This is a genomic window from Nevskia soli (genome assembly GCF_903970205.1).
Classification (GTDB): Bacteria; Acidobacteriota; Terriglobia; order Bryobacterales; family Bryobacteraceae; genus Bog-113.
Map to the genome: position 1 here is coordinate 1 of NZ_CAJCHS010000348.1, position 20940 is coordinate 20940.

17 protein-coding genes are annotated in these 20940 nt (G+C 59.1%); 9 read left to right on the top strand and 8 right to left on the bottom strand.

Translation table 11 applies throughout. The features are described from left to right. The 3 genes from H1Y01_RS15300 to H1Y01_RS15310 all read right to left on the bottom strand — a co-directional run. Positions 1-1095: DUF4331 domain-containing protein (locus H1Y01_RS15300; protein ID WP_180541381.1), on the bottom strand; the 1095-nt coding region annotated here is incomplete at its 3' end. A 153-nt stretch (positions 1096-1248) separates the two neighbouring features. Then, on the bottom strand, positions 1249-3528 hold the full coding sequence (locus tag H1Y01_RS15305; protein ID WP_180541382.1) for an urease accessory protein UreH domain-containing protein: 2280 nt from the start codon (positions 3526-3528) through the stop codon (positions 1249-1251). Beyond that, on the bottom strand, positions 3525-4838 hold the full coding sequence (locus H1Y01_RS15310; RefSeq protein WP_180541383.1) for a tetratricopeptide repeat protein: 1314 nt from the start codon (positions 4836-4838) through the stop codon (positions 3525-3527). The genes H1Y01_RS15305 and H1Y01_RS15310 overlap by 4 nt, the downstream gene beginning before the upstream one ends. A 184-nt stretch (positions 4839-5022) precedes the next feature. Here H1Y01_RS15310 and H1Y01_RS15315 point away from each other — a divergent pair, with 184 nt between their 5' ends. Beyond that, positions 5023-6771, top strand: a complete 1749-nt coding sequence (locus tag H1Y01_RS15315; RefSeq protein ID WP_180541384.1) for a GMC oxidoreductase — start codon at positions 5023-5025, stop codon at positions 6769-6771. 118 nt (positions 6772-6889) lie between these two features. Here H1Y01_RS15315 and H1Y01_RS15320 read toward each other — a convergent pair whose 3' ends face one another. The 4 genes from H1Y01_RS15320 to H1Y01_RS15335 all read right to left on the bottom strand — a co-directional run bounded on the left by H1Y01_RS15320 (position 6890) and on the right by H1Y01_RS15335 (position 11393). Further along, a complete protein-coding gene (locus tag H1Y01_RS15320; RefSeq protein WP_180541385.1) occupies positions 6890-7471 on the bottom strand; it encodes a gluconate 2-dehydrogenase subunit 3 family protein in 582 nt (193 codons plus the stop codon). Between the two features lie 179 nt (positions 7472-7650). After that, positions 7651-9288, bottom strand: a complete 1638-nt coding sequence (locus H1Y01_RS19820; RefSeq protein WP_180541386.1) for an OmpA family protein — start codon at positions 9286-9288, stop codon at positions 7651-7653. Positions 9289-9363: 75 nt separating this feature from the next. Beyond that, the gene (locus tag H1Y01_RS15330; RefSeq protein ID WP_219341586.1) at positions 9364-10323 is read right to left on the bottom strand and encodes an aldo/keto reductase; all 960 of its coding nucleotides are present in this window, start codon (positions 10321-10323) and stop codon (positions 9364-9366) included. A 74-nt stretch (positions 10324-10397) separates the two neighbouring features. Beyond that, the gene (locus H1Y01_RS15335; protein WP_180541388.1) at positions 10398-11393 is read right to left on the bottom strand and encodes an aldo/keto reductase; all 996 of its coding nucleotides are present in this window, start codon (positions 11391-11393) and stop codon (positions 10398-10400) included. 170 nt (positions 11394-11563) lie between these two features. On the opposite strand from H1Y01_RS15335, the gene H1Y01_RS15340 reads away from it, so the two are divergent. Continuing rightward, positions 11564-11884, top strand: coding sequence for a hypothetical protein (locus H1Y01_RS15340; RefSeq protein WP_180541389.1), 321 nt, complete (start codon positions 11564-11566; stop codon positions 11882-11884). Here H1Y01_RS15340 and H1Y01_RS15345 read toward each other — a convergent pair. Then, on the bottom strand, positions 11881-12330 hold the full coding sequence (locus tag H1Y01_RS15345; RefSeq protein ID WP_180541390.1) for a hypothetical protein: 450 nt from the start codon (positions 12328-12330) through the stop codon (positions 11881-11883). The two genes, H1Y01_RS15340 and H1Y01_RS15345, sit on opposite strands and share 4 nt — an antisense overlap. Before the next feature lie 107 nt (positions 12331-12437). Between H1Y01_RS15345 and H1Y01_RS15350 the strand changes: the two genes are divergently transcribed. The 7 genes from H1Y01_RS15350 to kynU all read left to right on the top strand — a co-directional run. Continuing rightward, positions 12438-14615 (top strand): prolyl oligopeptidase family serine peptidase, encoded by a 2178-nt coding sequence (locus H1Y01_RS15350; protein WP_180541391.1) that lies wholly within the window; start codon positions 12438-12440, stop codon positions 14613-14615. A 22-nt stretch (positions 14616-14637) separates the two neighbouring features. Then, positions 14638-16071: a 2-hydroxymuconic semialdehyde dehydrogenase gene (locus tag H1Y01_RS15355; RefSeq protein ID WP_180541392.1), complete on the top strand. Its 1434-nt coding sequence runs from the start codon at positions 14638-14640 to the stop codon at positions 16069-16071. Continuing rightward, entirely contained in the window at positions 16068-16454 is a 387-nt protein-coding gene (locus H1Y01_RS15360; RefSeq protein ID WP_180541393.1) for a RidA family protein, read from the top strand. The genes H1Y01_RS15355 and H1Y01_RS15360 overlap by 4 nt, the downstream gene beginning before the upstream one ends. Positions 16455-16462: 8 nt before the next feature. Then, positions 16463-16993 carry a 3-hydroxyanthranilate 3,4-dioxygenase gene (locus H1Y01_RS15365; protein WP_180541394.1) on the top strand — a complete coding sequence of 177 codons (531 nt, stop codon included), beginning with the start codon at positions 16463-16465 and terminating at the stop codon, positions 16991-16993. A gap of 1 nt (position 16994) precedes the next feature. Then, positions 16995-18770, top strand: a complete 1776-nt coding sequence (locus tag H1Y01_RS15370; protein ID WP_180541395.1) for a tryptophan 2,3-dioxygenase family protein — start codon at positions 16995-16997, stop codon at positions 18768-18770. After that, the gene (locus H1Y01_RS15375; protein ID WP_180541396.1) at positions 18767-20131 is read left to right on the top strand and encodes an FAD-dependent oxidoreductase; all 1365 of its coding nucleotides are present in this window, start codon (positions 18767-18769) and stop codon (positions 20129-20131) included. The genes H1Y01_RS15370 and H1Y01_RS15375 overlap by 4 nt, the downstream gene beginning before the upstream one ends. After that, the coding region (kynU, locus tag H1Y01_RS15380) for a kynureninase (protein WP_180541397.1) at positions 20128-20940 on the top strand (813 nt) is incomplete at its 3' end. The genes H1Y01_RS15375 and kynU, both read left to right, overlap by 4 nt.

The following is a 20940-nucleotide window of genomic DNA, read 5'->3' on the forward strand; positions in this document are numbered from 1 at the left end:
CAGTATCAGAAGGTCATTGCGCGGATTCGGCGGGACGGGTACTCCAAGCGAAGCGAAGACACCGGCGAGCACGGGGTTCAGAACGAAGTTAGCGAATTGCGAGTCGTTGACCGGTTGATCCATGCTGAAGGTATCCTTGGATCCGGTTCCGATGATCACTTCGTTGATGAGGGGATTGCCTTCGCGGTTTACCTGCTGATAGGAGCCCGAGGCGTCTATCGTATTGGAAGACCTTACCGTGTACTCATGACGAAGCGTGGCGCCATACGTCCCGATTACAGCCTGAACGTCGCTCGCGGGATGCACCTTTCCATCAACGGTCAGCAATGTGATCGGAACTTCGAGTACGATCGAGTTTACGTTGTAGCCTCCGACTGCGTCGGGAGCGTAGTTATGCGTGTTGTCGGCATCGATGGCGGGCGAAAGGATCGGCCCCACACCCTGACGGAAGTTGAGCGAATCGAACGCGGCGCCCAAGTCGATAAAGAAGGGGTCACTGGCGGTCCCAGCCCAAACCTTGATTCCGTTGGGGAGATAGAAGATTCCCTGGTCGAACAGAGTCGTGTAATTGGGCATCGTTTGCGGACCGACGTTGGACGGGACCGCGACGAGAGTCTTGCCGTTATTCAGATCCGTCGTGGATGTTCCCCTCACCATGGTGACTTGGTACGTTTGGACCAAACTCAAGCCCTCCGAGCCCGGGCCATACAGTGAGGTGATTGCTGGGTTGTTGGGAATCCCGCCTACGAAACCCGTGAAGAGATTCGGCTGCTTGATGGTCGTTGAAAAGCGGAATTGGAACTGGATGTCCGGAACGCCGTCCTGATTGTTGTCGATATTCATCTGGTAGAGAACGGTAGGATCGAACGGAAAGTAGTTCGGTCCATTGGCCGGCTCAAGGAGTGGGTCGACGTTCAGGATGAACGTAACATTGTTGGGATTGTCATAACTGACGAACGCGTACCAGTCGGTTACGTCCGCCGAACGGTCCAACGCGGTGATTGGGGCCTCTCGATGGCTCGACGCATACAAGCCGGCGGGAGCCAGCATGGATGGAGCGATCGCGAGGGCCACCGTTAACGTAAACTTCTTCATGGAGTGTTTTGCCTCGTTAAGTAGCTAAAGTAGCTTTCATTCATTCCCGAAAACGATCATTCTTGAATCCGGCCGCCCGGAAATGAATGCCTGCGTGATCTAATACGCCGTTCCCATTAGTAATGGATGCCGGGTCCCAAAAATAATGCCGGCCTATCGTGGAATCCAGTGCACAGTAGACGTAAATAAGCCGTCGACGAAACCAATTTGAACTACAAGAAACATCCCGAAGCCTACGCTCGCCAAGCCGGACAGCATCGTCAAGTGGCCGGTTAGCTTCGTAAATCGGTTTTTTGCATACACAAGAGGTAAGGAGATGGTTGCAGTCATTAGAACCATCCCTGCCATAGTCCCGAATCCAAAGACTAGAAGATATGCAGTCGCCCAAAAAGGATTTCTAATTGTAGATAGGACTAGCAACGCTACAGCCGCTGACCCGGCCAAGCCATGCACGAGACCAATAAACAGCGGCCGAATCTTATGAAACATCCCCAATTTTTGTACGCTGGGTTGCCGTGAGGCGGGGGCTATCGCGGGCGGGGAGAATCGCTCCGTCACACGCTTCAATACTCCCGTGAGGTTCAGCACTCCTAGCAAGATCAACATCAGCGCAACGGAGAACTCCATTGACAGTCCCAGTCTCGGAGGGATAACGACGCCAAAGATGATAATCGCGGATCCCACGAGGAAGATAGTGATGGTATGACCTAGGCCCCAGAGCATCCCGATCGTCGCCGAGCTGCGGATGGATCCTTGGCGGCTCACCAAAGTGGAGACGGCGACGATGTGGTCGGAGTCAGTAGAATGCCGCATACCCAGGAATAGACCGAGCAGGGTTACCGAAACAATAGGTATAAGAGAGTCTTTGACCGAAGAGACGATCTGGGTTGGAACCGATCCGAAGGCGGAGACGGCGATGCCAACGCCTAAAAGGACCATCACACCGGATGACAGCAGGGGCAAGAAGCGCACGAGCGAACTGCCGGTCTTCACATAAGCGGATACGAAACGTTTGGTATAGACCATGAGTAGCCCGACGGTCACCAGGACCGCGGCAAGTCCGAAGCTAAACGCGGTAATCAGAAATAGGCCGAATCCGATGCGGTGTAGGGAAAATGCGCTGAGCAGCACGACTAGCGCCGCGGGGCATGGAATAATCCCTCCGCTGATTCCTAAAGTCAGAAGCTGGCGGATAGACACTGATCCCGACTGCTTGGCGGGCTCGGTCCGGGACCGGGATGAAAACCAGTGAGAGTGCGGGTCGCCGGGATTGTGGGAGTGGTCACCGGTCTCACCGGTAAGATGCCGGAGGAACACTAAGACACCTACCACGCTTACGCTAATACCCGAGATTGCACCTAACCACGGATAGAGTTGCTCGGGAACGATATAGCGGGATGCGTAGAGGGTGATTATGCCCAGAGCAAAAACACCGGCAGTGTGCGCCGCTGTCACAACGATGCCCAGTAAGACGGCGTGCTTCGCCGTGCCCCGCGAACCGACCAGGTAGGCTGCCACCAGTGTTTTCCCGTGTCCCGGCTCGAGCGCGTGCATAGCACCCAGGCCCGCGGCTAGGAAGGCGGCTGTTATCAGTATCCAGAGACTCAGGCTTTTCTGACTGGATATTAGATCGGTAAACCGGCTCCGCGGCGTATTGCTCCGATGGACAACGGGCGCGTGAGTCGCCGGAATGACAGGCGCCGCCCCGCGCGCAATCGCGGGTTCCGGATGTTTGACCTGTGCTACGGATAGCTTTATCCCTCTTGCGTGTGTTTGGATCTCCGCCGGAGGAGGTAACGCGGTGCGGAACTCGACTAAAGCGGAGAGTTGCTGCGGAGGGCTATTCAGCAGATCGGTCGAGTAATTGGATAGCTCATTACTCCGGTCGTTCTCGGGCGCAGAACTACTCACGATGTCGGCGCCATCGGTCAAGACAACGATCTCTTTCCATCCGGACCGACCCGGAAAGTTGCTATCTGCGTAGGAGAGCTTGTGCGTTTGACCGGTACGGGTTTGACCCGCGCTCGGCGAGAGGGCTCGGAAGACGAAGCGCAGCTTCATGGTTGGCAGTCCGCCGGCGCCCTCCGCGAAGATAGCTTCCCTCGATATCGCTGCGAGGGGAACCGTATGGCCGTCTATCTCCAGCAGTAAACCCTGCTTCAACGCGTGTTCCTGTTTGAGCAGATAGGGCGCAATACCCGGGTCGCCGTTCGTAGCTGTCAATCCGGACTCCCGGATTTCCTGATACGTGGGAATCTCGGCCATATCCACCAGGTAGAGGATTGTCGTCGCGCGGTCACTTACTTTCAGCTTGGAATAGTGGTTGATGCTGAAGTTGCCCATGGGATGGGCATCCGCGCTTGCCGGAGCGAGCAGGATCAGAAGAGCGATAGCGACCGCCTCCAGCGCAAGGATAGGTCTGCGTGTCGTCATTTACTCCCCACGAGAGCGGATTGATTTGCGTTTTTCAATTCGGCTAGAGTACGACTAGCGACTGTGTCGTATAGAACATGGAAATGAGGATTTAGTTTCAGCGCGCGATCCAGATAGTCCGCACTCGTCGATTCACGCCCCAGAGCATGATCGATCATGCCGGCGTGAAACAGCAGCAGGGAATCATTGGTCTTCAACTGCAGAGCCTTTTTCATTGCCTTATCGGCTTCTTCGAGTTGCCCGTTCTTATAAAGAACCCACGCCAGCGTGTCCCACGTATAAATGTCACTTCGGACGGTGAGCTCTTTCCGCGCGAGTTCCAGAGCCTGGGGAAGTTTGATGTCATGGTCGGCATAGAACAAAGCCAGTTCCCGATTGGCCAGGATCTGACTTAGGCTGCTCAAGTGGGCGATGTATTCGACGAGATCGTATTGCTGCCGCGCTTCTTTTTGCTTCCCGCTGCGCCGGTAAACGTCCCCGAGCTCTTCAACGTACTGCGGAAACGGTATGATGTCGATCGAGCGCTGATATAGCTTGATCGATTCGTCGAACTTACCTTGCGCGGCGCGAACTTTACCCAGACCCGCAAGCGAACGATAGTGGTTTGGGTCGGCGGCGATCCCCGTCTGATAGGCGATTGCCGCATGGTTCAAGTCACCCTCCTGAAAGTACCGCTCGCCCAGTTCAAAGTAAAGCCACGCCAGGTTTTCCGTCGGCACGTTGGATTGCATGCCGGCCCCTATCGCCGCTTTCATCAGTTCGATCGCTTGATCGGTGTCGCCGTGCAGAAAACTCAGGTACGCCTGCCGGCTATCCAACATGTATGCCAGGGTCACGGGCGAGGCAACCACCCTCCCGAGCGCACTTAGGCTGTCGTACGCTGCCGCGGCATCGTCGTATTTGCCCATGTCCGTATACGCATCGCCCTCGATAGCGAATGCGGGAAGGTTCCCGGCGCCGAGCGCGATCGCCTTCTGGCTGTACATCAAGGCACTCATGAAATTGTGCTCGCCCATGTAAACGAGGGCCATGTGAACCAGGGGGTCGGCTGCCCGAAAATTGTGCGGGGCGCCCTGGGGGACCAAGTCGAGAGCCTTCTTGAGAGCCTTCTCGGCGAGGTCGAAGTAAGCCACGTCGCCCGTCTCGCGCGTTTTCTGCAGATAGGCCTGGCCGAGTTGATCGTAAACCAGATAGTCGCCGCTCTGCTGCTTCGCCCGTTGCTGCAGCGTGCGGATTTGCCTGTCGGTCGCGGACTCAGGAGCGTTCTGCGCCCACGCGCCGACCGCGACCAGCGCTAGAAGGAACGCCACCGATTTCGTTCCGGTCAGTCGCAAAGCTGTAAAACGTGCTCCATCTGATAGAGGACTACGCACCGTACACTCGCCCGGATGAGGCGGCATCGAAAGACCCCGGTAGAGTCCTCCCTGGACTGTGCTGGACCATACTCGTGACCGTTCTGAAATAAATAGACGCTGTGGTGTATCTTGAATTTGCGTGGCCATCAAATACGACGCAATCATCGTGGGATCGGGCGCCTGCGGCGGATGGGCCGCCATGGACTTGACCCAGGCGGGGATGCAGGTTCTGATGCTCGAAGCGGGCGCGAAAATCTCGCAGGCCGAGTTTCATCACACGTACCTATATGAAATGGATTTTCGCGGCCACTTAGCCCCCGCTCTCATGCGGCGCTACACGGGCGATGCGCGTAACTATCGCATCATGCTCGATAGTCTGGAGAATCCGTACACTACCTCGCCTGAAACCGACTACCGTTGGACCCGTTCGCGATGTCTGGGCGGCCGCAGCCTGCATTGGGCGCGCGCCACGGATCGCATGGCGGACTACGAATTTAAGGCTGCTTCGCGCGATGGCTACGGCGTGGATTGGCCGATCTCTTACGCCGATCTGGCGCCCGATTACGATCGCGTCGAGGAATTCATCGGAGTCAGCGGCGAGCGGTTGGGATTGCCGCAATTCCCGGACGGGCCGTTCCTCCCTCCCATGAATCTCAACTGCGCGGAGACGATTTTCAAAGCGGCGGCCAATAGTCTCGGGCTTACCGCGACGCACCGGCGGTTAGCTCAGTTGACGCAAGCGCATAATCGCCGTCCGCCTTGCCATTACTGCGGCAATTGCGTCAATGGCTGCGACGTGGGCGCGATGTTCAGCACGATCTCGACTACTCTGCCGCCGGCTCTCAAAACGGGCAAGCTGGACCTGCGAACGGATTGCGTGGTCTCCCAGGTTCGGATGAACCCGGAGAATCGCGCCGCGGGAGTCACTTACATCGAGCGCTACACGGGTAAGTCGATTGACGTTGATGCGAAGTATGTCGTCCTGGCGGCCTCGACGCTTGAGAATACGCGTCTTTTGCTACTCTCGGCCAAAGGTGGGCTGGCTAACTCCAGCGGTCTGCTCGGGTTTTACATGGCCGACCAGATTGGCAACGGGTCCGTGGAAGGTTTCCTCCCGAAGCTCCGCGGCGGGCCGTCGCGTTTGGATGACGGTAAGGCCGCCGGGATCAGCATTCCGAACTTCCAGAACATCAGCAAAGAAACGCAGCGCAAGGAGTTCATCCGCGGCTACGTGATGAATGCAACCGGGGGGCAGACGGAATATCCCGGGTTCGCGCCTTACATCCCGGGCTATGGTTCGGATTGGAAGAAAGAAATCAAGAGCCGCTATGTCGCGCAGGCGCGCGTGTGGAATGCGGGCGCGGAAATGCTGGCGCGCAAAGAGAACTTCGTCGAGCTTGACCCGGAAGTTCGCGATCATTGGGGTATTCCGGCGCTCAAGATTCACTTCACTTACTCGGACAACGACTACAAACTACTCGCCGATTTCCAGACTAAGGCGGAGGAGTTGTTTCGTAGAGCCGGCGGCGAGATCTTGCAGCGACCCTCTCCGGCCGGTCTTGCGAGCGGACCATGGACGCCATACTCCACGCCGGCGGGAGTGGCGGTCGGCCGGACCGGTGAAGCCGGCGATCGGGGCAACGGACCTGGGAAGGCGACTAGCCCCCGGCTGCGCAGCGCGATTCATGAAGTCGGCACGGCGCGTATGAGTCATGATCCGAAACAGGGGGTGCTGAACTCGTATTGCCGTACTCACGATGTTCCTAACCTATATGTGTTTGGCGGCAATGCGTTCTGTTCAACCGGCGATAAACATCCAACGCTGACGATGATGGCACTGACCGCGCGGGGCTGCAACCAGCTACTAAGTGAGTCGCGAAATGGTTAGAACACCGCTCGCTTACGCGCGCGGCTCTCTCGTACCCGGATAGGTCAACGCGGCTGACAGCGAAGGACCCTCCCTTTCGGTCGGGCTCGGAGTGGGGATGTACGGTTTCTTCGGGCTCTTAGACTTGACGGTGTTCGGGATGGTCGCAGGCCGGGAACGTCGCGTTGTATGAGTTACCGCGATAATCGAGAGTCTCGATCATTCCGGCGCGCGAGGTATAGAACGCGAAGGTATTTTGTTCTTTGATCAGGCGGTAGGCGTTGTAGCCCGGATGTTTCTTTGCCGGATCACGCTCCGGCGCCGACATCGCCGCGACCAGTTCTTCCCGGGTCTTTCGATCGGCGGCATGGAATCCGAGTTGGCGAAGCGTAACCATCGTGTCACGCCATTGCTTCTGAACCGAAGGCATCGAATCAGAGGCCTGCATTAGAAAGTCAATGTAGGCAGCGCAATGAGCTTCGCGGGCGCCCGGAGTATCGTCCGCAGGGATCAGGATTTCGGTGAATGCCTGCAGTGCCGCGAAATCGTCTGGGGCGAAGAACTTGGGCTTGTAATCGATCAGCAGAGGCGGCTGGGGTGGAGCCTGGAGTCCGTGCCGGTGGTCACCGGCCGACTGCCACGCACTTAGAAAGTCAGCTGCTCCGGGAAGCAAAGCCGCGCGTGCGGCCAGCAACATCAAATCGCGACGGGTCGGGACCACGCACCTATTATCCGCAATGTTAGATTGTGGTTTAGCGATCGCTTCGGGCGCCGGGAATATCGGAAAGGGCGCGGCCAAAGGCGCGGGCGCTATAGCCGTTGGAACCGCGAAGTCTGCCGCGGATCTCGCGATAGTAACTGCGGGCATCGGGCGCGCGATCGGCAAAATCCTCTAGCCGACTACTGAGCAGCCGGAGGATTGCCATCCGGCGCACCCTGCGTAGTCGGACCCTGATTGATGGGCGTGCCGATCACATCGCCCGAGAGAACCAACTCCACGCGTCGATTCTGCTGACGCCCCTCCGCGGTGTCGTTGGATGCGATCGGACGCGACTTCCCATAACCGATAGCAGTCAGCTTGTTCCCATCGACTCCCTGCGCGACCAGATAATCGCGAACGCCGAACGCGCGCTTTTCCGATAGTGTCTGGTTGAACGCATCGCTTCCCACGTTGTCGGTATTGCCTTCGATCTGCACACGCAGAGTCGGATAGGCCAGCAGGATGCCCGAAACCTTCGCGAGTTTTTCGCGCGCTTCCGGACGCAGAGTCGCTTTGCCGAAATCGAAGAGCACGTCCGACATGTTCATGATGAGGCCGCGAGCGGTGTCACGCGTTTCCATGATCTTGTTCAGCTGATCCAGCAACTGAGCGCGCACAGCTTGTTTGTCCTGCTCGGCTTTGCTGGCGGCGGCGCGCGCGGCTTCCGCTTCCTGCTGTGCCTTGAGTTGTTCCTGCTGCGCCTGCGCTTTCGCGTTCTCGGCCATCAACTGCGCCTGTTGCGCTTCCGCTTTGGCGCGTTCCGCATCGGCGCGGGCGCGTTCAGCCGCTGCGCGTTCGCTATCCGCTTCACGAGCTTGTGCCGCGGCTTGTGCCGCGCGCTCTGCTTCCTGCTGCGCCCGCGCCTGAGCGGCGGCCTGTGCATCCGCCGAAGCTTTCCGCTCCGCCGCCAGCGCGTCCGCGGCTTCTTCGCGGATCGAGATCAAGCGCGCGTCTTCCGCCATCTGCGTGGCCTGGCGCGCGTCCGTCTCCAGTTCCTTTTCGTTATGCCGGCTGATGTAGAAACCCTCTGCGTTCTGCAGGTCGGTCAATCCCTTTTGGATCGTATCCGCGGCATAGTGATCCGCGCCTTGTGCGCGCGCAATGGCCAGAGCTTCACGCGCTTCCCTCAATTGCAACGGCACGCGCTTGTCACGAATCATGGGCTGCAGCGCCGTGCTTTGCACGTTCATCGTATACTGCCCGCGCCGCAGCAATTGATACTTGGCGTCGATCGTCTCGATCGTTCCGGTGGTGTCGTTGCGGACTTCGTTCTCCATTACGACCACGTCACTCGGCTGCGAGACCGCCCAGTACGGTTCAGCCGTCACAATTAACCCGAAGGCCTGCAGGCTGGTCGTTGTCTCAATCGACGAGTTATCCCCGCCGTTCTTCAGCACCAGTTCCCCAAGGTTCTTTGCATTTCCTTCCGGACTGATCGCCCAGAGTACGTAAGTCAGAAATTCAGGGCCGAAAGTCTCGGGCGGGACCATCTTAGTGGTTTCCGCTTTCATGCGCGTTGCTCCGGCCGTGCTGTCCACGCGTACCTTCCCTTTAGCGGTCGGCATCAGCGCGGTGCCGCGCAGGTCCACGTTGGTGGTGCCCTGACGGTGATGGAAATTGATAGCCGGAATACTGCGCGATACGACATCGACTTTAAAGACCGGAACGCTCCCAGTCGGTGGCGGAGGCGGCAGCATACTCTGCGTCGGGTTCGGTTCCTGGGCGAATGCCAGAGTTAAAAGTCCAAAAGCTAATGCACCTGAAGCAATTCGAAGCATGGAGGTACCTTTCGGCGTCTACGAAGCAAGAAGCGTGCCGGATGGTCCGGCGACATCTGTATTATGTGCGGGAACTTACAGAGGCAAATCCGCGGACAGCGGGAAGCCGTGCTGTTCTCTTCCCAACTCCCCGTCGTACTTCTTGGTCGTCTTAAATAGCTCGAACCGGCCGTCGGAAGCATAGAAGTGCGCCCGATCCCGCATCGCCGCCATCTGGCTCGCCGCAAGCGGTGTAAACCCTCGCGCGACTTCCAGGTTCTGATGCAGCACCTCGACCGACTCCATCCCGCTGATTGTGACCGCAACTCCCGGCACGCTCATCGCATACCGCAAACCTTCGTGCGCCGTGTAAGCCCCATTCAGCACCGGTTCGCCGCTGCCGCACAGACTCTTCATCCCCAGCGGCGCAATGCCTCGACTTACTAACTGCGGCAGGACCAGGCGCTCGAAGCTTCGCGCATAAGTCCCATCGAGAACATTCAACGGCATCTGCACGGTATCGAACGGGTAATTATGCGAAAGCATCTTTAAGTGAATATCCGGGTCCTTATGCCCTGTAAATCCTACAAACCGCACCTTACCCTGCTTCTTCGCCTCGTCCAAAGCTTCAATCGCCCCGTTGGGTGCGAAGATCTTATCCGGATCGTTATCGTAAACGACTTCGTGGATCTGCCAGACATCCAGATGGTCCGTCCCCAGGCGCGTCAGCGACTCTTCGAGCTGCTGCATGGCGACCTTCTTATCGCGGCCATGCGTGCAGACCTTGGTCATCAGGATTACCTGATCGCGTTTCCCCTTCAGCGCCTTCCCAAGCCGCGCCTCGCTTTCGCCCTCGTGATATTCCCAGGCGCAATCGAAGAAGTTGATCCCTGCATCGATCGCCTCATGCACGATCTGCGTCGCGACTTCCTGCGAGGGCGCGGTACCCAGGTGATAGCCGCCCACACCCATCACCGAAACCTGCAAACCGGTCTTACCGAAAGGCCGCTTCGGGACCTCGGTATTTTGCGCGCTTCCGCTTTGCCCTAAGGCCATACCTGCCCCCACGATTGCCGCTGTTTCTATAAACGTACGCCGCGTCGAATTCCAATTCAAGCTCATCAACTCACCTACTTCGGCGGAGCCGGGTGGAAGTCATAAGGCTTGCCCGTATTCTTCGCCGCAGCCAGCATTTCCTGCACTTCCACGCTCTTCTGATCGATCGGGAAATCGTGCGCGAGCCGCGCCTGCGGATTGTCGTATTTAATCGACGTTTTATACAGTTCGAAGTGACCGTCGCCGGCAGGCGACCGCGTCTTCTCGCGCAACGCCTGCATCTCCGGTCCGGTCATCGGCGTGAAATTCTGCGCGATCTGCAGGTTCTGCTGCAATACTTCGATTTTGTCGACGCCCGCGATCGTCGTCGCCACCGGCAGACTCATCGCGTACCGCAGGCACTCCTCCGCGGTCACCGCGCCTTTGGTAATCATGTCCCCGGTGCCGCCCATCGGCTTCATGCTGAGGACGGCGATGCCTCGCCGGTTGCATTCCGGAAGCACCATCGTTTCGAAGCTTCGAAAATGCGCGTCCATCGGATTCAACGGGAACTGGCAGGTGTCAAACGGGTACCCGGTTTCGATCATCGCCATGTGGATGCGCGGATCTTTGTGACCGGTGAATCCGACCGCTCGCACTTTGCCCTGCTTCTTCGCCAGCGTCAGCGCCTCGGCCGCGCCGTTCGGACGGATGAACAGCTGCGGATCGTTCCAGAACGTCACGCCGTGGATCTGCCACACATCCAGGTGATCCGTTTGCAGCCGTCGCAGCGACTCTTCAAGCATGCGCATCGCGAGATCCTTATCGCGGCCGTGGGTGCAGACTTTGGTCATCAGGACGATGCCGTCGCGCCGGCCTTTGAGCCCTTTTCCCAGCAGTTCTTCGCTTTCCCCCACGTGATATTCCCAGCAGTTATCGAAAAAGGTCACTCCGCCGTCGAGCGCGCCATGTACGATATCGAGCGCTTCCTGCTCGCTCCGCGCCTGGCCTAAGTGGTGGCCGCCGAGTCCGAGCGCAGAGACTTTGAGTCCGGTCCGCCCCAGCGGGCGGAGGGGAATTGTTCCTGGCATTTGTCCTCTGGTTCAGCAAGAAATCGTCCGCAAATGGGCCTCGGAGCGTTGCTCCTGTGAGCTACGCAACGTTGAACCGTCTCTAAAATCTCCGCCGCGAGATTTTAGTCAAACCGTGACGACGGCCGCCCCAGTTACCCGCGCAACAGGTTTTGATATAGACTGGTCCCATGAAGAAGCTACTTCTGCTCTCCGCAGTTTTCTCCGCCGCGAGTTTCGCCGCCACGTTCGATGGCACGATTATGGACGGCATGTGCGCCAGCGCCAAGAAGGACCCCGCCACTCACACAGCGAAATGTTCGATGGCGTGTTCCAAGAGCGGTTATGGTCTGATGACCGCTGACGGAAAATACATCAAGTTCGATGAAGCCGGCAACGCGAAGGCGCTCGCAGCGCTCAAGGACACGGCGAAGAAAGACGATCTGAAAGCAACCGTAAGCGGCACGATGGACGGCGACACGCTCAAAGTCGACAGCGTGAAGGTGGATTAAATAGGGATGCGTTGAGCTTGCAGGTAAGCTTTACGCAGTTTGACCCAGTCCTCGAACATCGCGGGATCACCGAGCCAGACGAGCATCCACTCGACCATTTCGGCTTTCAATTCTCGCTTGCCGGCCGCGACCTTCGGGTTCCGAGCCGCGAATCGAGTTATGTCTTTCGCGGAGATCACGACGCGCCGCGCCTCTAGCGGGTGCGTGCCATAAGCCTCAGCCATTTCGATCAGACTTAGCTCCAGGCCGTCGAGACTCGCCGTATCCAACCCGCGCCAAGGCTGGACAACGATAACGCCGGAAGCGCCCGCGTGTTTGCGGAGCGTATTCTCCGTTGTCGCCGCAAACCGCTCCCTTAACTCTTCCCATTCTGTCTTGCCGATGCGCGTCCATCCGCGAGCCCTTATATGCTCCCTGATATCGGAACCGAGCGCGCGATTTGCCACTACCTGATATCATCCGTCTTTTTTGCGCAATCGTTTCGTGATACGCTCTTCGTGTTCGCGAAAGGAGTTATATGCGAGCGAATTGCATACCATCTGGATCTCGCAGTTTGCTGCTGCTCATTGTCTACGCGGTAACCGTCCCGGCGCAGACCGCGCCGCCAGCCCCGCCGATCGCTCCAGTAAGACCCGTGATCGACAACTACCACGGAACCAAGGTCTCCGATCCATATCGCTACATGGAGAATATCGACGATCCAGCGGTTCAGTCCTGGCTCAAGGCTCAGGATAACTACACGCGCTCCATCTTGGCCAACATCCCCGGCCGCGAACATCTGCTGACCCGTATCACCGAGCTCGATCAATCAGTCGCCAAAGTGTTCGCCGAGCGACTCTCCGCCGATCTCTACCTGGTGGGCAAACAACTTCCGGGAGACGACGTTATGAAGTTATACCGGAGGAAGCAACTTACCGGAGAAGACGTGCTGCTGGTCGACCCCTCGAAGATTGCGCTGGCGCCGGCAAGCCAGGCCAAAGGCAAGAACACGATCTGGGGATGGGCGCCGTCCGGCGACGCCCGGTACCTCGCGGTCGGCATCGTTCCCGGCGGCTCTGAGCTTGACGGCGAAATTCATGTAGTTGAAATCGCAACGGGCCGCGAAACCGGCGACGTGATTCCGCATGAGGGCGCCGAGGCGTGGCAGCCGCATTGGCTGCCCGATGGCAAGTCGTTTGTATACGGCAAACTTCAGACTCTTCCGGCGGGAGCTCCGGAGGCGGAAGTCAGGCAGAAATTCCGCTCCTATCTACACGTATTGGGAACCGACCCGGCGCAGGACAAACCCGTTTTCGGCTTTGGCGTAGTTCCTTCAATTGACGTCGACCCCAGCCTGATTGCTTCCGTCGAGATACAACCCGGTTCGCGCTACGCGTTAGGACTACTTAACGGCAGTGTAACTCCGAACAGCGCGTACTATATAGCGCCGGTAGACTCCATTGGTAAGTCAAACCGCGACTGGCGCAAGTTCGCCGACTTGGCGGATGGAGTAACCAGCGTGGCTGTCCACAATGACGATTTGTATGTACTCACTTATAAAGACGCCCCGCGTTATAAGCTGGTGCGGACCGACGCGCGCCACCCCGATCTTGCGACTGCGGTAACGATTGTCCCGCCCGGCGAAGCTGTGATCAAGGAGATCTTCCCCGCCCAGGATGCGCTCTATGTGCGGCTGCTGGACGGCGGTATCGGCCGGCTGCTCCGTGTCGGTTATGGGGCCGATGGGCGCGTGGAGCGCATCCCTCTACCCTTTGACGGTTCCATTTGGGTTGCGGCGGAACCCCGCCTGCCGGGCATTCTGCTGTACGCCACCTCGTGGACCCGGGCTTTCAAGATTTACGCCTATGATCCCGTGACTCGTCAAGTGACCGACACCAAGGTCCAGCCCCAAGGACCTTATGACACTCCCGCGAACATCGACACCGTGGAGGTTAAAGCCAAAAGTTACGATGGCGTTTCCGTGCCGCTCTCAATCATCTACCCAAAGGGCTCAAAGCTGGACGGATCGCATCCGACGCTGCTCTATGGGTACGCCGCATACGGCGCGTCCGAGTCGCCTTACTTCGAAACCACCCAACTCGCCTGGTACGAAAAGGGTGGGATTTTTGCGGTTTGTCATGCGCGCGGCGGCGGAGAGTACGGCGAGGAGTGGCATCAGGCGGGGAAGGGACCGACCAAGCCCAACACATGGCGCGACTTCATTAGTTGCGCCCAGTATCTGGTCGATCATAAGTACACGTCGCCGGCACACCTGGCGGGCGAAGGCGTTAGCGGCGGCGGGATTCTAATCGGCCGCGCCATTACCGAGCGCCCCGATCTATTCGGCGCCGCGATCGATAAGGTTGGGATGTCGGACACGCTCCGCTCCGAAACAACGCAAAACGGCGAAACCAATATCCCCGAGTTCGGCACCACCAAAACGGAAGCCGGCTTCAAAGACCTTTATGCCATGAGTTCTTACGAACATGTGGAGCAACAGACGCGGTACCCGGCGGTCCTGCTCGAGACGGGCGTGAACGACCCACGCATCGCACCGTGGGAGATGGCCAAGATGACCGCGCGGTTACAGGCGGCAACCTCAAGTAAGAAACCCGTCCTATTGCGCGTCGATTTCGCCGGCGGACACGGCGGGATGGGCGGTACGGTGAAGCAGAATCAGGAGGCGATGGCCGACGAGTGGAGCTTTCTGCTTTGGCAGCTCGGCGCACCCGAGTTTCAGCCCGCCAAGTAGATCACCTGATATCATCCGTCTTTTGGTACCCCAGCTCGATAGTTTCATCGGCGGCCGGTTTCGCCGCGGGCCGCGCGCGTTCCCCGACATCCACCCGGTTGACGGATCGACCGTTGCTTGCGTCACCGAAGCGACAGCAGACATGGTCGATGAAGCTGTCAGTGCGGCACGTGGAGCCGTGGCAGGCGACTGGGGCCGAACTACTGTCCGCGAACGCGCGGCTGCGCTGCATCGTATCGCCGACGCGATCGAAGCTCGGTTCGATGAGTTCGTCGCGCGCGAAGTTGCCGATACCGGCAAACCGGTCGCGCTGGCCTCGCGCCTCGACGTCCCGCGCGCCGCGGCCAACTTCCGCATCTTCGCGGACGTGATCAAGACCGCGTGTGTGGAGTCCTTCCATACCGAGATGCCGGACGGCCGCGCGGCTCTCAATTACGCGGTCCGCAAACCCCTCGGCGTGGTCGGCATCATCACACCATGGAATCTGCCGCTGCTGCTGCTGACCTGGAAAGTGGCGCCGGCGCTGGCCTGCGGCAACGCGGTCGTTGTCAAACCATCGGAGGAAACGCCGTGGACCGCGACGCTGCTTGCCGATGCCATGCGAACCGCCGGCATTCCCGACGGTGTCTACAACGTCGTGCACGGCTTCGGCCCCGGTTCGGCCGGCGAGTTTCTTTCGTCGCATCCGGAAATCGATGCGATCACATTCACGGGCGAGACGCGAACCGGCGCCGCCATCATGGCCGCCGCCGCGAGTACCGTGAAGCCGCTCTCGTTCGAACTCGGTGGCAAGAACGCGGCCGTGGTTTTTGCCGATTGCGATTTCGACGAAACCATCGATGGCCTGGCGGATGCCGTCTTCCTCAACACCGGCCAGGTGTGTCTCTGCGCCGAGCGCGTGTATGTGGAACGCGCGGTGTTCGAACACATAGTCGGCGCGTTGAAGGAACGCGCGGAGGCGCTCGCTCCGAACCTTGGCCCGTTGATCTCGGCCCAGCATCGCGAGAAGGTCCTTTCTTATTACCGGCTCGCCCGCGAAGAGGGCGCCTGTGTCGAAACAGGTGGAGGCGTCCCGCAGTTCGGCGATCGGCGGGACAACGGATTCTTCGTCGAACCCACGATTCTCACCGGCTTGCCCGAATCCGCGCGTTGCGTGAAGGAAGAGATCTTCGGACCGGTTTGCCACATCGCGCCGTTCGATTCCGAAGACGAAGCGATCGCCAAAGCAAACGACACGCTTTATGGCTTAGCGGCCTCCATCTGGACTTCCGATCTGAAGCGCGCGCATCGTGTCGCGGCCCAGATGCGCGCCGGAATCACCTGGGTCAATTGCTGGTTCCTTCGCGATTTGCGAACACCTTTCGGTGGCGTGGGCCTATCCGGCATCGGACGCGAGGGCGGTCTGCACTCGCTCAATTTCTACTCCGCGCTAAACAACGTGTGTGTGAAGTTATGACCGGCGGCATGGTGGTTCCCGGCAAAGCCGCGCCGCGCGGCAACTTCCCGCACATCAAACGCGCCGGCGACTTTCTGTTCATCTCCGGAACCAGCGCGCGGCGTCCGGACAACACCATTGAGGGCGGCGATATCGCCGCGCAAACCCGCGCCGTGATCGAGAACATTCGCGATATCCTGAGCGCCGCAGGCGCGTCCCTCGAAGACTTAGTCGACATCAGCACGTTCCTGGTCGACATGCAGGATTTCGCTGCATACAATGCCGTCTACAGTGAATTCTTTACTTATGAAGGACCCGCGCGCACCACGGTCGCGGTCCGCCAGCTGCCGCATCCCGATTTACTTATCGAAATCAAAGCCGTGGCGTACAAACCGGCTTCTTAAGGAAACAAATGCCATCCGTTAAAACGCTGCAAGCGTTCAATTTCCAAGGTTGGATCGACCAGAATAAAGACAAACTGAAACCGCCGGTGGGCAATGCGCAGGTCTGGGAAGACGGCGAAATGATGGTGACCGTCGTCGGCGGACCCAATCAACGCCGCGATTTTCACGACGATCCCACCGAAGAGTTCTTCTATCAAGTGAAAGGCGACATCGTCGTCCGCATCATGGAGGAACCGGGCAAGCCGCCGCGCGACGTCCCCATTCGCGAAGGTGAAGTGTTCCTGTTACCCAAGCACGTCCGGCATTCGCCGCAGCGTGGTCCCGATACCATCGGCCTCGTCATCGAAGTGCCGCGTCCCGAAGGCTCGCTCGATGCCTTCGAATGGTTCTGCCCGAACTGCCATCAGCTGATTCACCGCGCCGAGGTGCGACTCCAAAGCCTGGTGAAGGACCTTCCGCCGATCTTCGAAAAGTTCTACAGCAGTGAAGCCAATCGCACGTGCAAGCACTGCGGCACGGTGCATCCGGCCCGTCAGTAGCATGCAGGTAATCGATCTCCACACGCACTTCTTCCCTAAGAACTGGCCCGACCTCGAGGCCCGCTTCGGCACTCCCGGTTGGCCGCGCATCGAACACACCGGCGAGGGCGAGGCCGTCGTCATGCTCGGCGATTCCGAGTTCCGTCGCATCGATTCCGCCTGCTGGGATCCCGATGTTCGCCTCGCGCAGATGGATCGCGACGGCATCGATCTACAGATCATCTCCGCTACGCCGGTATTATTCGCTTACGCGCGCGATTCAGCGCACGCGCTCGAATGCGCCCGCATTTTCAACGACGCCGCACTCGAGATCTGCGAGCGCGGCCGCGGCCGTCTGCGCGCGCTTTGCCAGGCGCCGCTGCAGGATGTCGATGCCGCGTGCGCCGAAGTCGATCGCGCCATGGCGAGCGGACATCTCGGCGTTCAGATCGGCAATCATGTCGGCCCGCGCAATCTGGACGACGCGGAAATCGTCACGTTCCTGCATCACTGCGCGAATATTGGCGCGCCCGTCTTCGTTCATCCCTGGGATATGTTCGCGCCCGAGCGCATGCCGCGCTACATGGCGCCGTGGACCGTCGGGATGCCCGCCGAAACGCAGCTATCGATCGTGTCTTTGATCCTAAGCGGCGCGTTCGATCGCCTGCCAACTTCGCTGCGGATCTGTTTCGCGCACGGTGGCGGCAGTTTTCCCTATTTGCTGGGCCGCCTGGAAAACGCGTGGCATCATCATCCCGCCGCGCGCGGGCAGTGTGAACATCCGCCGTCCCATTACCTCCATCGCTTCTCGGTGGATTCCGCCGTGTTCAGCGAACGCGCGTTGCAACTGCTGGTCGACACCATGGGTTCGGAGCGCGTGCTCCTCGGCTCCGATTCCCCGTTCCCGCTGGGCGAGCACGGCGTCGGTTCACTGGTCCGCAACAGCAAGTTGCCCGAACATGTGAAAGGCCGCATCCTCGGCGAAAATGCCCGCCGGTTTTTGAATCTTCCCGATGCCGCCCCGCAAGCCCCAGCGCACGGCGTTACGTACAGCTCGTACCTGCATGTTCCCGAGTTGCTCTCCCTGCAGCAACCGCTTTCCGAGCCGAACAGCCACGACGAACTCCTCTTCATCGTCATTCACCAGACGTACGAACTCTGGTTCAAACAGATCCTGCATGAACTCGATTCCGTGATCGCCAGTCTGCAGAGCAACGCCGTTTACGAAGCCGCTCGCCTGCTGCGGCGCTCCACCGAAATCATGCGGGTGCTGGTGGAACAGTTCACGATCCTCGAAACCATGCTGCCCACGCACTTCCTCGCGTTTCGCGGCAAGCTGCGCCCCGCCAGCGGCTTCCAATCCGAACAGTTCCGCGAGATCGAATTCCTCTGCGGACTCAAGGACGAGAAGATGCTGCGCCACCACCAGCCAACGCCCGAGGCTTTCACTTCTCTCGAACGCCGCCTGCGTGAACCCTCGCTGCATGACGTCTTCTTCGAAGCGCTGTCAAAGAACGCGGGCAAACCTCTGGAAACGTTTGACCGCCGCGCCGAAGCGATTCGCGCACTTTACGCCGATGAGCAGCATCACCGCGATTGGATCGATGTCTGCGAGCGCCTCACTGAATTCGACGAGCTCGCCGTAAGCTGGCGTCTGCGGCATATTCAAATGGTCGAGCGGACCATCGGAATTCGCATGGGGACCGGCGGGAGCAGCGGCGCGTCGTACCTGCGCGTAACGCTCGATAAGAAGTTCTTCCCGGAACTTTGGGAAGCGCGCACCATGTTGGCCGAATGATCACCCTCATTGGCGCCGGCCTCGCCGGAACACTGCTTGCGATCGAACTGAACAAGCGCGGATTCCCTGTTGAAATTTACGAACGCCGCGCGGATCGCCGAAAGGTGGTTCAGGATGCCGGACGCTCGATCAATCTCGCCGTATCGGCACGGGGGATCCACGCGCTCGAGCAGGCCGGGATCTGGCCGGCGGTTCAAGCGATCGCGGTCCCTATGTATGGGCGACGCATACATGCCGCGCCATCCCAGGCGGTTTCACGCCAACTCAGCTTCCAACCCTACGGCAAGAATCCATCCGAACACATCAACTCGGTATCGCGAGCTGATCTCAACGTCACCCTTCTGAACGCAGCCGCAGAACGCAACATTCCGACTCACTTCAACCACCGCTGCACCGACGCGAACATGGAAACCGGGGCGCTCCTGTTTCACAACGAGGAAACGAACCGCGCTTTCACCGTCAAAGCCGAAACCGTCATTGCAGCCGACGGCGCCAACTCCGCGGTTCGCTACCCGATGCTGAAGCAGCCGCGCTTTAACTATTCGCAGCATTATCTCGACTACGGTTACAAAGAACTAACCATCCCCGCCGGCCCCAACGGGACGCACGTGATGGATGCACATAGCCTCCACATCTGGCCGCGCGGCAATTACATGCTGATCGCCCTTCCGAACCCCGATGGAACCTTCGGCTGTATCCTGTTCCTCCCGTTCGAAGGCGATCCGAGCTTTGCGACGCTCGAAAGTGCCGAGGATGTGGAGGAATTCTTTGAAATCCACTTCGCGGATGTGGTTCCACTCATGCCGCAGCTGGCCGAGAATTTCGCGGCAAATCCGGTGGCGTCGATGGTGACGATCCGGTGCTCGCCCTGGAATGTCGGCGGCCGATTTCTGCTGCTCGGCGACTCCGCGCACGCCATCGTTCCCTTCTTCGGGCAAGGCCTCAACGCCGCGTTCGAAGACTGCACGATTCTGCTCGATATCCTCGACCGGATTGGACCCGACTGGCCGCGTGTCTTCGACGAATTCAGCCAAAGCCGCTGTCAGGATACGGACGCGATCTCCGAAATGGCGCTGGAAAACTTCATCGAGATGCGCGACCGCGTTGCCGACCCCGCGTTCCTTTTCCGCAAGCGCGCCGAACTCGCGCTGGAAGCCCGCTTTCCGAAGTTCTTTGTCCCCAAGTACGCCATGGTGACTTTCCATCGCATCCCTTACTCCGTTGCGCTCTCACGGGGACGCATTCAGGAGGACATACTTGCTACCGTTTGCAACGGCATCGACGATCTAGACAATCTGGATTGGCAGCGCGCCGGAGTCCTGATTGCGCGCGACCTGACGCCACTACAATTCAAGACATGAAGTCGTACCGCGACCGCTTCCACATCCCGAAACGACGCGAAGGTACGGATGTTATCTACTTTGCGGGTAACTCACTAGGGCTGCAGCCGAAAACGGCGCGCGCCTATGTCGAAGAGGAGCTTGAAGATTGGGCGAAGCACGGGGTAGAGGGACACTTCAACGCGCGCAATCCCTGGATGCCCTACCATCGCCTGCTAACTGCGCAAACCGCGAGATTAGTGGGTGCGGAAGAGTCGGAAGTGGTAGTGATGAACTCACTCACCGTCAATCTGCACTTATTGATGGTTTCGTTCTATCGGCCGACGGCGGACCGTTATAAGATTCTGATCGAAGCAGGCGCGTTCCCGTCGGATCGCTACGCGGTAGCTTCCCAGCTTCGGTTCCACAACTTAGACCCACAAATCGCTCTTGTAGAAGCGGCGGACATCTTAGCCGCCATCGAGCAGGAAGGGCCGTCGATAGCGTTAGTCTTAGTTGGCGGCGTCAACTACGCGACAGGAGAGTACTTCGACTTAGAGGCTATAACAAGGGCAGCACACCAACAAGGCACGATCGCAGGCTTCGACCTGGCGCACGCCGCCGGGAACGTCCCGTTGCACCTACACGACTGGAACGTCGATTTCGCCGCCTGGTGCAGCTACAAATACCTGAATGGAGGACCGGGCGCAATCGCCGGAGCCTTTATCCACGAACGCCATCATCGATCGACACTTCCGCGTTTCGAAGGCTGGTGGGGACACGACGAATCGACACGCTTCCAAATGGGCCCGAAATTCGAAGCGATGCAAGGCGCGGAGGCGTGGCAGCTC

Bases quoted from the DNA above. Each gene is read 5' to 3' on its own strand.
- H1Y01_RS15305 (WP_180541382.1), bottom strand. From the start codon at position 3,528: ATGACGACACGCAGACCTATCCTTGCGCTGGAGGCGGTCGCTATCGCT.
- H1Y01_RS19820 (WP_180541386.1), bottom strand. From the start codon at position 9,288: ATGCTTCGAATTGCTTCAGGTGCATTAGCTTTTGGACTTTTAACTCTG.
- H1Y01_RS15330 (WP_219341586.1), bottom strand. From the start codon at position 10,323: ATGGCCTTAGGGCAAAGCGGAAGCGCGCAAAATACCGAGGTCCCGAAG.
- H1Y01_RS15335 (WP_180541388.1), bottom strand. From the start codon at position 11,393: ATGCCAGGAACAATTCCCCTCCGCCCGCTGGGGCGGACCGGACTCAAA.
- H1Y01_RS15340 (WP_180541389.1), top strand. From the start codon at position 11,564: ATGAAGAAGCTACTTCTGCTCTCCGCAGTTTTCTCCGCCGCGAGTTTC.
- H1Y01_RS15360 (WP_180541393.1), top strand. From the start codon at position 16,068: ATGACCGGCGGCATGGTGGTTCCCGGCAAAGCCGCGCCGCGCGGCAAC.
- H1Y01_RS15365 (WP_180541394.1), top strand. From the start codon at position 16,463: ATGCCATCCGTTAAAACGCTGCAAGCGTTCAATTTCCAAGGTTGGATC.
- H1Y01_RS15370 (WP_180541395.1), top strand. From the start codon at position 16,995: ATGCAGGTAATCGATCTCCACACGCACTTCTTCCCTAAGAACTGGCCC.
- H1Y01_RS15375 (WP_180541396.1), top strand. From the start codon at position 18,767: ATGATCACCCTCATTGGCGCCGGCCTCGCCGGAACACTGCTTGCGATC.